We start from the raw sequence: 14,518 nt of genomic DNA on the forward strand, positions 1-14,518 counted from the left end.
CTCTATTCCTCCTTCGACGCCGGTCCGCCGGCGTCGACGACTGCCCCGGCCCCGTCGGCGAGAAGCTCGAGCGCGAGGTCGCGCCCGATCTGCTCAGCCCCCCCGAGGGACCCGGTGGCTGACTTGCGGATACTCACCGATCCGTCGCGTGAAGCCACGACGGCCCGGATGTACAGCTCGAGGCCCTCTTCCCCCTCCGCCGCCTCGGCGTAGGCGCCCACGGGCGCCGTACATCCGGCCTCGAGCACGGCGAGAAGGGTCCGTTCAGCGGTGACGGCCGCCCTGGTGGCGGCGTCGTCGAGCGCGCTCAGCGCCTCGACCAGTGCGGTGTCGGCGGTGCGGCACTCGACCGCCAGGGCGCCCTGGCCCGGCGCGGGCAGCACCTGCATCGGGTCGAGGGCCTCGGTGACGGAGTCGAGGCGGCCCAGGCGGGCGAGCCCGGCCCGGGCCAGCACGACGGCGTCGAGCGTGCCGTCGGCGACCTTGCCCAGCCGGGTGTCGACGTTGCCCCGCAGCCCGACGATCTCGATGCCGAGGCCCAGCGCGCGCAGCTGCGCCTCGCGCCGCGGCGACCCGGTGCCCACCCGTGCGCCGGCGGGGAGGTCGGACAGCTTCAGGCCGTCGCGCGCGCACAGCACGTCGCGCGGGTCCTCGCGCTCGGGGATGGCGGCCACGACGAGGCCGTCGGCCGGCGCCGTCGGGAGATCCTTGAGGGAGTGGACGGCGAGGTCGACGCGGCCGTCGAGCAGGGCCTCGCGAAGCGCCGTCACGAACACGCCGGTGCCGCCGATGCTCTCGAGCGGCGCCGTCGACACGTCGCCCGTCGTCTGGATGCGGACCAGCTCGACCTCGTGGCCGAGCGAGCGCAGCCGCTCCTGCACGTACCCCGCCTGCGCCAGCGCGAGGGTGCTGCCGCGGGTGCCCAGCTGCAACGGTGCGGTCGTCATGCCTGCACCGTCCCCTCGGCGTCGTGACCGACGGCGTCGTGACCGACGGGGTCGGGCTTGGCGACCGCGTCGATGGAGCGGCGGTCGAGGGCGAACAGCTCGCGCAGCGCGGCCTCGTAGGAGGCGCCGTCGGGCTGGGCGGCCAGTTCCTTGACCCGCACCGTCGGCTGGTGCAGCAGCTTGTCGACCACGCGGCGGACGGTGCGGGCGACCTCGGCGCGGGTGCGCTCGTCGAGGTCGGGCAGCCGGCCGGCCATGCGGGTGAGCTCGGCGTCGACGACGTCGTCGGCCATGCTGCGCAGCGCGACGACGGTGGGCGCCACCTGGGCGGCCCGGCGCGCGGTGGCGAACGCGGCGACCTCGTCGGTGACGATGGAGCGCACGGCGGAGACGTCGTCGGCCATGGTGCGGGCGTCGGCGACGTCGTCGTCGGCGGCCACGCTGAGCCGGGCGAGGTCGGCGAGCACCACGCCGGGGAGGTCCGCGACGCCGGCGTCGACGTCGCGCGGCAGGGCGAGGTCGACGATGCCCAGCGGCCTGCCGCCACGGCGCGACACGGCCGCCTCGACGAGGTCGTAGGCCAGCACGACGCCGGCCGCGCCCGTGCACGAGACGACGACGTCGACGGTGCGCAGCACCGCCGGCAGCTCGGCCATGGCGACGGCCCGGCCGCCGACGGCCTCGGCCAGCCGGGCGCCGTTCTCGGGAGTGCGGTTGGCGACCAGGACGTCGACGCCCTCGCGCTGCAGGGTCGCCGCGGCCAGCGCCGCCATGGACCCGGCGCCGACCACCAGGGCGGACGTGCCGGACAGCAGCTCGCGCCAGGACGCGCCGCCGACCTGCCCGGACGACCAGCCCTCGGCCGCGACCGCCGGCAGCACCCGGGCCAGGCCCAGCGTCACCAGCGAGCGGCCGGCGGCGTCGATGCCGGTCTCGGCGTGGGCGCGCTTGCCGACCCGCAGCGCGTTCTGGAACAGCTCGGTGAGCACCCGCCCGGTGGCCCCGGACGTCTGCGCGAGCCGGAACGCGTCGCGCACCTGGCCGAGGATCTGCGTCTCGCCGACGACCATGGAGTCGAGGCCGCTGACGACGTGGAACAGATGAGAGACCGCGCGGTCGCCGTAGTGCACGTAGAGGTACGGCGTCAGCAGCTCGATGGGCGCGCCGGTGTGGAGCGACAGCAGCGTGCTGGCCTCTTCGACGCCGCCGTGGAACGTGGCGGTGTCCAGGTACAGCTCGAGCCGGTTGCACGTCGCGACGACGACGGCCTCGGCGATCTGGTCCGACGACGGGACCTCGTCGAGCAGCTTCCCGACGGCGGCGCGGTCGAGGGCGACGCTCTCGAGTACCTCGACGGGGGCGCTGCGGTGCGACACCCCGATGGCGAGCACGCTCATCCGTTCACCGCCTCGGCCAGCTCCGCCGCCTGCTCGGCGGTCAGGGCCAGTGCGGCGCCGTTCTTGCGCTGCTCGTGGTACGCGAGGATCTGCAGTTCGGTGGAGAGGTCGACCTTGCGCAGGTCGACGCCCTCGGGCACCTGCACGATGGCGGGCGCGAAGTTGAGGATGCTGGTGACGCCGGCGGCGACCAGGCGGTCGCACACCAACTGCGCGGCCCGCGCCGGTGTGGCGACGACGCCGATGGCGATGCCGAGGTCCTGGACGATCTGCTCGAGCTCGTCGGCGTGCCGGACGTTGAGGCCGGCGACCTCCTCGCCCAGGCGGCTGGGGTCGGCGTCGACGAGCGCGGCGATGCGGAAGCCGCGGGACGCGAACCCGCCGTAGTTGGCCAGCGCGTGGCCGAGGTTGCCGATGCCGACGATGACGACCGCCCAGTCCTGGGTCAGGCCGATCTCGCGTGTGATCTGGTGGCGCAGGAAGTCGACCTCGTAGCCGACGCCGCGGGTGCCGTAGGAGCCCAGGTAGGAGAGGTCCTTGCGCAGCTTGGCGGAGTTGACCCCGGCCGAGGCGGCCAGCTCTTCCGACGACACCGTGGCGACGCCCCGCTCGGCCAGGTTGGTGAGCGCCCGCAGGTAGAGCGGCAACCGCGCGACCGTCGCCTCCGGCACGCCGCGCGGCGGCGCTGCGGCTGGTGTCGGTGTGGACGACGGGCGGCTGTTTCGGGTCACGACACTCCCCGGTCGGCCGGCACGGAAGGCGACATCCGGGGGCCGGGTGACGGACCCGAACCGGCAGGACTTACGATGCGCCCCAGCCTAGACGCTTGTGAACGTATGCACAAAGTTGCTGTTCCGCCCCGGATGTTCTATAAGCCGCCGGTCAGAGCGCGGCGCAGCCGGTCGGCGTCGACCCGCCAGAAGTCGTGCTGAGCACCGTCGACGAACGTGACGGGGATCTGCTCGCCGTAGCGCCGCTCGAGCTCCGGTTCGCCGACGATGCTGCGTTCCTCCCACCCGACTCCGAGCTCGGCGCAGACCGCCTCGACGACCGTCCGGGCGTCGTCGCAGAGGTGGCAGCCGGGCTTGCCGAGCAGCAGCACCCGCGCGCCGGGATCCGTGTTCGTGTCCGTCATGGAACTCAACCGTACGCAAGCGCGCGGCGCCGTTACTCTTGGCGACCATGCCGGGTTTGCGCTTGCGCAGGGAACGGACCGGGGCCGCGACGGAACGAGCGCGGGCCGACGTCGCGGCCAGCACCGCCGAGGCGATCGCCGGCATCGAGCTGCCCTCCGATGCCCGGGCGGCGGCCTTCTTCGATCTCGACAACACCGTGCTGCGCGGCGCCTCGCTGTTCTACCTGGCCCGCGGCATGCACCAGCGCGGTCTGCTGCGCACCAGCGACATCCTCCGGTTCGGGCGGCAGCAGCTGCAGTTCGCGTTGGGCGCCGAGGACCCCGACCACATCGTCGAGGCCCGGGCGGCGGCGCTGTCGTTCATCGCCGGCCGCTCGGTCGAGGAGCTCTCACGGGTCGGCGAAGAGATCTTCGAGGAGCTCATGGCCGACAAGCTCTGGCCGGGCACCCAGGCGATCGCCCAGCTCCACATCGACCAGGGGCAGCGGGTCTGGCTGGTCACGGCGGCGCCGGTCGAGGTCGCGACGATCATCGCCCGCCGGCTGGGGCTGACGGGCGCGCTCGGCACCGTCGCCGAGCACGTCGACGGCACCTACACCGGCCGGCTGGTCGGCGACCTGCTGCACGGCGAGGACAAGGCGGCCGCCGTGCGGTCGCTGGCCGAGCGCGAGGGCCTCGACCTCGGCCGGTGCTCGGCCTACAGCGACTCCGCCAACGACATCCCGATGCTCTCGCTGGTCGGCTTCCCGTGCGCGGTGAACCCGGACCGGAAGCTGCGCCGGCACGCCCGCAAGCGCGGCTGGCGCATCCGCGACTACCGGGCCCGCCGGCGCAACACGACGCTCGGGCTGGCCGCCGGGACGGGCGCCGTCGCCGGTGCCGCCGTGGGGATCGTCGCCGCGCGCAAGAAGCGCTAGCCGAACGCCGGGCCGCGCAGCTCGAGCAGCTCGGTGAGCGTGGCCTGGATGGTGTCGCGCACCTGGTCGGTCAGCTCGAAGACCACCATGGGGTCGTCGGCGGCGCCGGGCGGGTAGTCGTCGGTGCGGATCGGCTCGCCGAACTCGATGATCCACTTCGACGGCAGCGGCACCAGGCCCAGCGGCCCGAGCCAGGGGAACGTCGGCGTCAGCGGGAAGTACGGCAGCCCGAGCAGCCGCGCGAGCGACTCGGCGTTGCCGATCATCGGGTAGATCTCCTCAGCCCCCACGATGGAGCACGGGATGATCGGCGCCTTGGTGCGCAGGGCCGCCGACACGAACCCGCCGCGGCCGAACCGCTGCAGCTTGTAGCGCTGCGAGAACGGTTTGCCGACGCCTTTGAAGCCTTCGGGCCACACGCCGACCAGCTCGCCGTTGCCCAGCAGCGCCTCGACGTCCTCGTTGCAGGCCAGCGTGGTGCCGCTGCGGCGGGCGAGGTCGGACACGAACGGCAGCTGGAAGACCAGCGTCGCGCCGAGCGCGCGCAGGTGCCGGGCCTTCGGGTGGGTGTCGTGCACGGCCAGCTGCGTCATCAGGGAGTCGACCGGCAGCGTGCCCGAGTGGTTGGCCGCGACCAGCGCCGCGCCGGAGTCGGGGACGTGCTCGATGCCGCGCACCTCGACCCGGAACCAGTGCCGGTAGAACGGGCGCAGTATCGGTAGCAGCACCGTCTCGGTGAGCTCCGGGTCGAAGCCGAACGGGTCGACCTCGAACTCGCCGGTCAGCCGGCGTCCGGCGAACGCGACCAGCTTGTCGATCTGCTCGCCGTCGACGCCGAGGTGGTCGCGCAGCGCCCGGCCGGCCGCGGCGGCGACGCGGTCGAGCAGACCGGGGAGCGGACTATCGGCCACGGGTGTCCTCACCGGTCAGGACGCCCCGCAGGGTGTGCTCGACGGCGCGGATGCGGTCGCGGTCGAGCAGGCCGCCGCGGGTGCGGGCCCCGGCGAACGCGTCGAACGTGGCGACCGTGCTGTAGACGGGGTCGAACTTCAGCTGCGTGCGCATGCGGGTGGTGTCGACGCCGCGGCCGTAGGTCAGGAACCGCACCATGGCGGAGTCCATGTCGACGACGCCGGTGCGTCTGAGGATGCCGCCGACGAACGGCGACCCCAGCGTCGGCAGCGGCACGATGGGCCGGCCGGCCCGCCGCAGCGCCTGGCTCAGCACCAGGAAGCCGTCGCCGGCCACGTTGAAGATGCCCGGCCGGTGCTCGACCGTCGCCACCCGCAGCGCGTCGACGCAGTCCTGCTCGTGCACCAGCTGGAAACGCGGGTCGCGGCCCAGCACCACCGGCACGACGGGCAGCACGAAGTACTCCGTCAGCCCGGTGCGGATGTCAGGGCCCAGCACGTTCGCGAACCGCAGGATCGTCACCCCGACGTCGGGCCGGCGGCGCGAGAACCCGCGCACGTACGCCTCGACCTCGCCCGCGTCCTTCTCGTAGCCGCGCCGTGTGTACGCGCCGGACACCATGTCCTCGGCGAACAACGCCGGCGCCTGCGGACCCGAGCCGTACACCGTCGTCGACGACTTCACGACCACCTTGCGCACCGAAGCCGAGCGCTGGCACGCCGCCAGCAGCTGCATGGTGCCGATGACGTTGATCTCCTTCTGCGGCGTGCGGCCTCCGGCGTCGGCCCGCGTCGCGAGGATGTTCATGTGCACGACGGTGTCGGGTGCGGCCCGGTCCATGACCCGGCCGACGTCGGACGTGCGGATGTCGGCACGCACGAATTCCGCCGCGCCGATGCTCTCGGCCGGCTCCACGAGATCGACCCCGACGACCCGGTCGATGCCGGGCTCGGCCGCGAGGCGCGCGGCCAGCCGGGCGCCCAGATGCCGAGCGACGCCGACGACCATCACAACCCTGGACACTCGCGTCCCGCTCTCCCCGTCGAGCCCGGCCGCGCGAGACACCACCCCCGCGCGGCCGCGAAAAGACCTACTTGCCCATGCGGCGACGCTGCACGCGCGTACGGCGCAGGAGCTTACGGTGCTTCTTCTTCGCCATCCGCTTGCGGCGCTTCTTGATCACAGAGCCCACAGGGCACCCTCACTCGCACGTATGGTTGCCGCGCGCCAGCCGCGCGACCGGCCAAGCCTACCCGGCTGACCGGGGGCATCGTCCAATCAGGGTGACTCGCGGACTCAGCCGGCCTGCATCCCGCGGACATAGGACTCGCGCAGGTACTCGTGCACCGCGCTCTCCGGAATACGGAACGAGCGGCCCACCTGCACCGCTGGCAACGTACCCGCGTGGACGAGGCGATACACCGTCATCTTCGACACCCTCATCGCCGTCGCCACTTCGGCGACGGTGAGGAAGCGCACCTCTCCCAGAGGTGCCTCGGGTCCGTTGGTCGTCATCGCTCCTCCACGTCGTGTGGGATGAATCGTAGTGGCGGATGTGACAGATGGGAAAGGGGGATCGAGAAGTGAACCGGTCCAGGGCCCGGATTGATCCGTTCTCGTGACGTTTGATCCGTGCCGGTCGCGGGTGAGAGTGCCGGTGCCATGACGTGGGTGATCGCCGATGATCACGGGCACAGCAGGGGGACGGCGAACGACCTCAGTACAGCGGGTCCAGACCGTGCGCCGGGAAGACCGCGGTGCGGGTGGCCTGGACGGCTTGGTCGAGGCGATCGGCGGGGTCGTAGCCCGAGGACCAGTCGGCGAAGGTGGTCGAGCCGCCGTCGGTCATGCGCTGGGGCGGGGTGCGGTCGTAGCGCGACGACACGTGCGCCCGCCAGCCCGGCGGCGTCGGCGTCACCGGGTCGACCGGCCGCTCGGCCGCGATGGCCAGCAGGTGGGTCCAGGCGCGCGGCACGACCTCGATGAGTGCGTAACCGCCGCCGCCGGTGGCGACCCAGCGGCCGTCGCACAGCTCGTGGGCGAGGTCGTGCAGGACCCGGTAGGACTCGCGCTGCCCGTCGAGGGTCAGCGCCAGATGCGCCAAGGGGTCCTCGAGATGGGAGTCGCAGCCGTGCTGGGTGACCAGGATCTGCGGCTCCCACGCGCGCAGCAGCGGCGGGACGACGGCGTGGAAGGCGCGCAGCCAGCCGGCGTCGGAGGTCCCGGGCGGGAGCGCGACGTTGACGGCGGTCCCTTCGGCGCCCGGCCCGCCGGTCTCGTCCGGATAGCCGGTGCCGGGGAAGAGGGTGCGCGGCGTCTCGTGCAGGCTGATCGTCAGCACGCGGGGGTCGTCGTAGAAGACGGCCTGGACGCCGTCGCCGTGGTGGACGTCGACGTCGACGTACGCGACCCGCTCGGCACCGGAGTCCAGCAGTGCCCGGATCGCCAGCGCGGGGTCGTTGTAGACGCAGAACCCGGAGGCGCTGCCGGGCATCGCGTGGTGCAGCCCACCGGCCACGTTGACGCCGTGCGCCGCGGCTCCCGACCACACCGCCCGCGCCGCCGCCACCGTCCCGCCGGCCACCAGGGCGCTGGCCTCGTGCATGCCGGCGAAGCAGGGGTCGTCGGTGGTGCCGAGGCCGTGGGCGAAGTCGACGGTGTCCGGGTCGGCCGATGCCGCCTTGACGGCGTCGATGTAGCCGGCCGTGTGCACCGTCCGTAGCAGCTCGTCGTCGGCAGCGGCCGGCGCCTCGACGTGCACGCCGTCGGCGCCGAGGATGCCCAGCTCGCGCGCGAGCCGGATGGTGAGGTCGACGCGGACCGGGTTGAGCGGGTGACCGGGGCCGAAGTCGTAGTCGATCAGCGCGTCGGACCAGGCCACGTGGACGGTGTGCATGGGACCGTCAGACCGGCTCGCCGGACGACAGCGCGCGCGAGCGGTCGCGGGCGGCTTCGAGGGCGCCCAGGAAGGCGGCGCGCACCCCGCCGTCGTCGAGCCGGCGCAGAGCCGCCGCCGTCGTGCCGCCGGGCGAGGTGACCCGCTCGCGCAGCACGGTCGGGTGCTCGCCGGTGTCGCGCAGCAGCGCGGCCGAGCCGGCCAGCGTCTGCACGACCAGCTCGGTGGCCGTGGCGCGGGTCAGGCCCAGGTGGACACCGGCCTCGATCATGGCCTCGACCACGTAGAACACGTACGCGGGGCCGGAGCCGGAGACGGCGGTGACGGCGTCCTGGTGCTTCTCCGGGACCCGGGTCACCCGGCCGGTCGAGCGCAGCAGGTCCTCGGCCTCGCGCAGATGCTCCTCGCCGGCGTTCGAGCCGGGCGACACGGCGGCCATGCCCTCGCCGATCAGCGCCGGGGTGTTCGGCATGACCCGCACGACGGCGACACCGCCGGGCAGCCGCGCCTCGACGAACGACGTGGTGATGCCGGCCGCCAGCGACACGAACAGCTGCCCGGGCCGGGCCGACGCGGCGACCTCGTCGAGCAGCGGCCCCATGTCGTAGGGCTTCACCACGAACAGGACGGTGTCAGCGCGCTTCACGGCCTCGGCGTTGCCGACGACCTCGACGCCGTAGCGCTCGGTCAGCTCCGCCGCCCGCTCGGGCCGCTTCTCGGCGGCCAGCACCTCGGCGACGGGACGCCCGCCCTGCAGGATGCCGGCGAGCAGCGCCTCGCCCATGACGCCGACACCGAGGACCGCCACCGTCATCTGGAGCTCGCCACCGATCGCAGGAGGAAGGCCAGGTTGGCCGGCCGCGCGGCCAGCCGCCGGACCAGATACGTGTACCACTGCGGGCCGAACGGGACGTACACGCGGACCCGCTCGCCGGCCAGGACCAGCCGCCGCTGCTCGCGCGGGCGGATGCCGTAGAGCATCTGGTACTCGTAGCTGCCCTGCTCGCGGCGGTGCCGGGCGGCCAGTGAGCCGGCGATCTCGACCAGCCGGGGGTCGTGCGTGGCGATCATGGGATAGCCGTCGCCGGCGAACAGCACCTTCATGCAGCGCACGTACGACCGGTCGATCTCGCCGCGGTCGCGGAACGCCACCGTCTCGGGCTCGTCGAAGGCGCCCTTGCACAGCCGCACCCGCGAGCCCTGGCCGGTGAGGTCGCGGCAGTCGGCCTCGGTGCGCTTGAGGCCGGCCTGCAGCGCCACCCCCGCGTCGGCGAAGTCCTGGCGCAGCTCGCGCAGGACGTCGAGCGTGTAGTCGACGGTGGTGTGCTCCTCCATGTCGAGCGTGACGGTGGTGCCGGCGTCGGCCGCCGCCTGGCAGATCTGGCGCGCGTTCTCGAGCGCGATGGCCTCGCCGTCGGCCGGGAGCGCCCGCCCGAGGGAGGACAGCCGCACCGACACCTCGACGTCGGGCGTGAGCTCGGCCTTGTGCAGCGCCTCGAGCAGCGACACGTAGGCCTGCGCGACGGTGGTGGCCTGCGAGCGGTCGCGGGTGTCCTCGGCCAGGTGGTCGATGGTGACCGCGAGCCCCTCGCCGGTCAGCTCGCCGGCGACCCGCACGGCGTCGCTCTGCTCCGTCCCGGCGACGTACCGGGCGACGACGGTGCGAGTCAGCGGGAGGCGCTCGACCGTGTGCCGCAGCCGATCGCTCCGCGATGCTGCCAAGGCGGTGCCCTCTCCTTCGCGCGTGCCGGACTTCCGCCAGGGTACGGCAACGAAGGTCAGGGAGTGCGGCGGCGCAACGTGGCGGCGCCCAGCGCCAGCAGCGCGACCGAGAAGCCCAGCACGACGCCGATCTGACCCCACACGGCCGGGTCGGCGCTCTGCTGCACCTCGCTCATGGCGTCGACGGCGTACGACAGCGGCAGCACGTCGGAGACCGCCTCGAGGAAAGCCGGCAGCTGGTCCCGTGGCACCAGCAGGCCGCAGAGGAGGAACTGCGGCACGATCAGCGCCGGCATGAACTGCACGACCTGGAACTCCGTCGACGCGAACGCGCTGACGAACAGCCCGAGCGCCACGCCCAGCAGCGCGTCGAACACGGCGACGGCGACGAGCAGCCAGGCCGGTCCGGCGGTGTCCAGGTCGAGCAGCCCGATCGCCACGGACGCCGTGATCAGCGCCTGCACCAGTGCGACCGTGCCGAACGCCACGGCGTAGCCGAGCAGGAAGTCGAGCTTGCCGGTCGGCATCGACAGCAGCCGCTCCAGCGTGCCCGACGTCCGCTCGCGCAGCGTCGCGATGGATGTGACCAGGAACATCACCAGGAACGGGAAGATCGCCAGCAGGGCCGGCCCGATGCGGTCGAACACGATGCCGCCGTCGTAGATCCACCACAGCAGCGCCAGCAGCAGGCTCGGCACGACCAGCATGAGCGCGATGGTGCGGGGGTCGTGCCGCAGCTGGGTCAGGACGCGGGCTCCGGTGGCCAGCGTGATGCGCGGGGTCATGACGACACCTCCGAGTCCGCCTTCTCGATGAGCTCCAGGAACGCGCCCTCGGCGTCGGCAGCGCCGGTGCGGGCCAGCAGCGCGGGCAGGGTGTCGTCGGCGAGCAGGGCGCCGTCGCGCAGCAGCACCAGCCGCTCGCACCGCTCGGCCTCGTCCATGACGTGGCTCGACACCAGCAGCGTGACGCCGTCGGCCGCGAGCCGGTGGAACAGCTCCCACAGCTGCACCCGCAGCACCGGGTCCAGCCCGACGGTCGGCTCGTCCAGCACCAGCACCTCGGGCTCGCCGAGCAGCGCCGTCGCCAGCGACACCCGCGAGCGCTGCCCGCCGGACATGCGCCCGACCAGATGGTCGGCGTGCGACTCGAGGTCGACCTGCTCGATCGCGCGGTCGACGTCGGAGATCGGCGCGCCGAGCACGCGGGCGTAGTAGCGCAGGTTCTGCCGCGCCGTGAGGTCGGCGTAGACGCTGGGCGCCTGGGTGACGTAGCCGACGCGGTCGCGCAGTTCCCTGTCGCCCGCGGGACGGCCGAGCACCTCGACCGTCCCGCCGGCGGTGCGCTGCACGCCCACGATGGCGCGCATCAGCGTCGACTTGCCCGAGCCCGACGGCCCGAGCAACCCGGTCAGGCTGCCCCGCCGCACGTCCAGGTCGAAGTCGTCCAGAACGGTCTGCGCGCCGCGGGCGACGCGCAGACCGCGGATCGTGATGGCCGGCGGCCCGTCGTCCGCCGCGTAATTCATCATGTGTTGAATAATGCTGGCGGGAGCGGTCCCCGTCAAGGGCTTGCGAGGATCGCCGACCGGCTACTCGAAGGCGCCGTCGTAGTACTGCTGCAGGACGGGGGCGACCAGCTCGATCAGCTCGTCCTCGGACACGGAGGCGATCGGCTCGAGCTTCACCACATAGCGGATGATCGCCAGGCCGATGAGGTGCGACGCCATGGCCTCGGCCCGCAGGACGCCGTTGGGGACGCCCTCGAAGCCCACCAGCACCCGGCCGAGGATCGCGCGGGAGACGAACTGGCGCAGCAGCCGCGCGGCCGTCTCGTGCTGCATGGCCGAGCGGAGCAGCGCGAGCATGGGCGCACGGCCGGCCGGGTCGCCCCAGACGCCGAGGAACGTGCGGATGGCCCGCTCACCGATGCCGGCGCCCGCCGCACTGCTCGCGATCGAGTCGGCGATGACCGCGGGGTCGAACGGGATCTCCATCGCCGCCAGGAACAGCTTCTCCTTGGTCCCGAAGTAGTGGTGGACGAGCGCGGGGTCGACGGAGGCGGCGGCCGCGATGGCGCGCATGGTGGCGCCGTCGTAGCCGCGCTCGCCGAAGACGGTGCGCGCGGCGGCGAGGATCTCGCCCTTGGTGTCGGGCGCGCCGCGACGCCGCCCGGCCCGTCCCTTCAGAACCTTCCCCACAATTCCGGCATCCTATCCGCCCGCCATCGAAGTCGACGGCGCCCACTCTTCACGGCGGGGACGAGTAATCCCTTGTCGCATTCTTTGGACCGATGTCGCGGAATTGCCGAGAACCCACCTCAGAACGGACAGAACCGGCACGAAACGCCTGTACAGGCGGCCTGTGACAGCGCGAGTCACACCAATCGGGTGACTCTCCGACAACACGCTTGACATACACCGTCGTCCCGCCAATGCTTTCGTGCTGATGCGCATCAAGCACCACCCGACCGCAACACAACGCGTGATCATTCAAGGAGTATTCTGGTGAAGAACGTACTGCGCGGCGCCATCGTCGCTGGTGTGGCGTTCGCCGCCTCCATGGGCCTCGGCGCTTCGGCGCAGGCCACGGAGGTTCAGGTGGTCGACTCCCTTCCGGAGATCGACGTCCTGAACAACGCCTGCATCCTGCCGTGGTTCTGGCAGGGCCCGTTCAACGTCATGGTCGAGGACCAGTACGGCTCGTACTCGGCGTGCAACGGCGCGTCCGAGGACGACGGCGAGGGCAGCAGCATCGGCGACAACGCCTGCATCCTCCCCTGGTTCTGGCAGGGCCCGTTCAACGTCCTGCTGGGCTCGCAGGCCGGCGACTACGCCGCCTGCAACGGCTCGGAGGAGATCCCGGCCGACGTCCAGGAGCAGCTGCAGAGCCTGCTGCCCGAGGGTGTCGCGCTCGAGGACCTCACCCAGGACCAGCTGCTCGAGCTGCTCCCCGAGGGCACGCAGCTGCTCCCGCAGGGCTGATTCCGGACTCCGGCGCCCTCACGGCCCGGCGTTCTGAGCTGAGGGCACGGGGCGGAGATTGCCAGTCTCTCCTGCGGCAATCTCCCCCGTGCTGCTCGGTGAGCACGACCAACGACCCGCGTCGGGGGCATCGCCCTCGGCGCTCTTCGCATGTCCGTGACACGACGGGGTGCGGTCGACCTACGGGGTCAGCTCGCCCGCGGACCCGCGGGCGACCATCTCGGCCGTCCCATCGGCGCCCACCGCGAACGCCGTCTCGACGGACGCGGCCAGGTTGAGCCGGGTGAATGCCAGCGCCTCGGCGAGGTCGGCCTCGCGCTCGGCGGTGTTGCGCGCCCGCCGCGTGCTGACCTCGAGGATCACCGTCCCGGACCACTCGACGCGGGCCAGCCGCTCGAGCACCGCCGAACAGGGCTGGTTGCCGCGGCCGGGGATCAGGTGCTCGTCGCGGGCCGAGCCGGTGCCGTCGGTCATGTGCACGTGGGCCAGGCGGTCGCCGAGGGCCTCGGCCATCTGCAAGGAGTCCATGCCGGCCACGGCGGCGTGCGACAGGTCGAGCGTGATGTGCTCGTACGCCTCGTCGGTGGGATCCCAGTCGGGCGCGTAGGCGGCCACCTCGCGGCCGGCAGCCCGCCACGGGTACATGTTCTCGACGGCGACGTCGATGCCGAACTCGTCCTCGAGCCGGGCCACCAGCTCGACGAACCCGCGCGCGTACTCGCGCTGCCAGCGGAACGGCGGGTGCACGACGACGGTGGACGCGCCCAGCCGCCGCGCCGCCTCCATCGACTTCGTCAGCCGCACGGTGGGATCGGGCGACCAGACCCGCTGGGTGATGAGCAGGCACGGCGCGTGCACGGACAGCACCGGCATGCCGTAGCGATCGGACAGCCGCTCGATCTGGCCGATGTCCTGGCTGACCGGATCGGTCCACACCATGACCTCGACGCCGTCGTAGCCGAGCGACGCCGCCATCTCGAACGCCGTGGCCGCTCCCTGCGGGTAGGTGGCGGCCGTCGACAGCCCCACGGGCGCCTCGGGAACACGAAGTACCCCGGAGGCACTCTGGCGCAGTTCGGACACGCTCCCAAGGGTAAGCGTCCCGTGTGTCGCCGGTACGGCGCTCACGTCACGGAATCGGGGTCGAACTCCCAGTGCCAGGGCTCCGGCGTACTGCCACCGGGCCGGGCCCAGTCGGGGTTCTCCCAGCCGAAGTCGTCGGCGTTGTCGTCGAGCCACTCGTACAGGGCGCCGCCGAACGAGTTGGCGCCGCAGCCGACGTCGATCGCCAGCCCCCAGCCGTGCTCGCTGGTGCCCGGGTACGCGGCCAGGCCCGGCTTGCGGTCGTACACGTCGACCTGCGCCGCGTAGCTGCGATAGGAGTCGGTGACACAGGCGATCAGGCCCTCACCGGTCTCGGCGCGGTAGAAGGCGTCGAGGGCGACGAACGAGGCGGCGGCGTCGGGGCGCAGCAGGTGGCCCTCGCCGATGGCGCACAGGTGCTCGTCGCCGAGCTCGCCGTTGCCCACGCCGTCGCCGGGGAGGGTCGCGGCGCATCCCTCGACCGGCGGGAAGCCGGCGGGCGCCGGGGTGGGCGTGGGTGTCGGTG

General features: G+C 72.7%; 18 protein-coding genes. 2 read left to right on the forward strand and 16 right to left on the reverse strand.

Annotated features, from left to right (window positions below):
• Positions 1-2: 2 nt before the first annotated feature.
• The 4 genes from hemC to E1212_RS23925 form a co-directional block, all read right to left on the reverse strand.
• The gene (gene hemC, locus E1212_RS23910) at positions 3-947 is read right to left on the reverse strand and encodes a hydroxymethylbilane synthase (protein WP_131987131.1); all 945 of its coding nucleotides are present in this window, start codon (positions 945-947) and stop codon (positions 3-5) included.
• Complete coding sequence (locus tag E1212_RS23915) at positions 944-2,344, reverse strand: glutamyl-tRNA reductase (protein ID WP_131987133.1); 1,401 nt, start codon at positions 2,342-2,344, stop codon at positions 944-946. Before E1212_RS23915 ends, hemC begins: the two co-directional genes overlap by 4 nt.
• Positions 2,341-3,075, reverse strand: a complete 735-nt coding sequence (locus tag E1212_RS23920; protein ID WP_131987134.1) for a redox-sensing transcriptional repressor Rex — start codon at positions 3,073-3,075, stop codon at positions 2,341-2,343. The genes E1212_RS23915 and E1212_RS23920 overlap by 4 nt, the downstream gene beginning before the upstream one ends.
• A 137-nt stretch (positions 3,076-3,212) precedes the next feature.
• Positions 3,213-3,479, reverse strand: coding sequence for a glutaredoxin family protein (locus E1212_RS23925; protein WP_131987136.1), 267 nt, complete (start codon positions 3,477-3,479; stop codon positions 3,213-3,215).
• A 47-nt stretch (positions 3,480-3,526) separates the two neighbouring features.
• Between E1212_RS23925 and E1212_RS23930 the strand changes: the two genes are divergently transcribed.
• Positions 3,527-4,396, forward strand: a complete 870-nt coding sequence (locus E1212_RS23930; protein WP_131987138.1) for an HAD family hydrolase — start codon at positions 3,527-3,529, stop codon at positions 4,394-4,396.
• On the opposite strand, the gene E1212_RS23935 is transcribed toward E1212_RS23930, so the two are convergent.
• The 10 genes from E1212_RS23935 to E1212_RS23980 all read right to left on the reverse strand — a co-directional run bounded on the left by E1212_RS23935 (position 4,393) and on the right by E1212_RS23980 (position 12,126).
• On the reverse strand, positions 4,393-5,247 hold the full coding sequence (locus tag E1212_RS23935; RefSeq protein WP_420814421.1) for a lysophospholipid acyltransferase family protein: 855 nt from the start codon (positions 5,245-5,247) through the stop codon (positions 4,393-4,395). The two genes, E1212_RS23930 and E1212_RS23935, sit on opposite strands and share 4 nt — an antisense overlap.
• 49 nt (positions 5,248-5,296) lie before the next feature.
• Complete coding sequence (locus E1212_RS23940; protein ID WP_203417150.1) at positions 5,297-6,331, reverse strand: NAD-dependent epimerase/dehydratase family protein; 1,035 nt, start codon at positions 6,329-6,331, stop codon at positions 5,297-5,299.
• A gap of 67 nt (positions 6,332-6,398) precedes the next feature.
• Entirely contained in the window at positions 6,399-6,500 is a 102-nt protein-coding gene (locus E1212_RS23945; protein ID WP_074946526.1) for a 30S ribosomal protein bS22, read from the reverse strand.
• 104 nt (positions 6,501-6,604) lie between these two features.
• Complete coding sequence (locus tag E1212_RS23950) at positions 6,605-6,823, reverse strand: helix-turn-helix domain-containing protein (RefSeq protein WP_026874627.1); 219 nt, start codon at positions 6,821-6,823, stop codon at positions 6,605-6,607.
• 202 nt (positions 6,824-7,025) lie between these two features.
• Positions 7,026-8,204 carry an acetoin utilization protein AcuC gene (locus E1212_RS23955; protein ID WP_131987142.1) on the reverse strand — a complete coding sequence of 393 codons (1,179 nt, stop codon included), beginning with the start codon at positions 8,202-8,204 and terminating at the stop codon, positions 7,026-7,028.
• A 7-nt stretch (positions 8,205-8,211) separates the two neighbouring features.
• Positions 8,212-9,018, reverse strand: coding sequence for a pyrroline-5-carboxylate reductase (gene proC / locus E1212_RS23960; RefSeq protein WP_131987144.1), 807 nt, complete (start codon positions 9,016-9,018; stop codon positions 8,212-8,214).
• On the reverse strand, positions 9,015-9,926 hold the full coding sequence (locus tag E1212_RS23965) for a proline dehydrogenase family protein (protein ID WP_131987146.1): 912 nt from the start codon (positions 9,924-9,926) through the stop codon (positions 9,015-9,017). The genes proC and E1212_RS23965 overlap by 4 nt, the downstream gene beginning before the upstream one ends.
• Positions 9,927-9,982: 56 nt before the next feature.
• A complete protein-coding gene (locus E1212_RS23970; RefSeq protein WP_131987148.1) occupies positions 9,983-10,711 on the reverse strand; it encodes an ABC transporter permease in 729 nt (242 codons plus the stop codon).
• A complete protein-coding gene (locus tag E1212_RS23975) occupies positions 10,708-11,457 on the reverse strand; it encodes an ABC transporter ATP-binding protein (protein WP_131987150.1) in 750 nt (249 codons plus the stop codon). The genes E1212_RS23970 and E1212_RS23975 overlap by 4 nt, the downstream gene beginning before the upstream one ends.
• A gap of 60 nt (positions 11,458-11,517) precedes the next feature.
• Positions 11,518-12,126: a TetR/AcrR family transcriptional regulator gene (locus tag E1212_RS23980; RefSeq protein WP_203417151.1), complete on the reverse strand. Its 609-nt coding sequence runs from the start codon at positions 12,124-12,126 to the stop codon at positions 11,518-11,520.
• A 306-nt stretch (positions 12,127-12,432) separates the two neighbouring features.
• On the opposite strand from E1212_RS23980, the gene E1212_RS23985 reads away from it, so the two are divergent.
• Positions 12,433-12,909, forward strand: coding sequence for a hypothetical protein (locus E1212_RS23985; RefSeq protein WP_131987152.1), 477 nt, complete (start codon positions 12,433-12,435; stop codon positions 12,907-12,909).
• A 180-nt stretch (positions 12,910-13,089) separates the two neighbouring features.
• On the opposite strand, the gene E1212_RS23990 is transcribed toward E1212_RS23985, so the two are convergent.
• Entirely contained in the window at positions 13,090-13,983 is an 894-nt protein-coding gene (locus E1212_RS23990; RefSeq protein WP_420814422.1) for a sugar phosphate isomerase/epimerase family protein, read from the reverse strand.
• 50 nt (positions 13,984-14,033) lie between these two features.
• Positions 14,034-14,518, reverse strand: a 485-nt coding sequence (locus tag E1212_RS23995; protein WP_203417152.1) for a M15 family metallopeptidase, incomplete at its 5' end; no start/stop codon positions are given.

It is taken from the genome of Jiangella ureilytica, from assembly GCF_004348545.1.
Taxonomy (GTDB): Bacteria; Actinomycetota; Actinomycetes; order Jiangellales; family Jiangellaceae; genus Jiangella; species Jiangella ureilytica.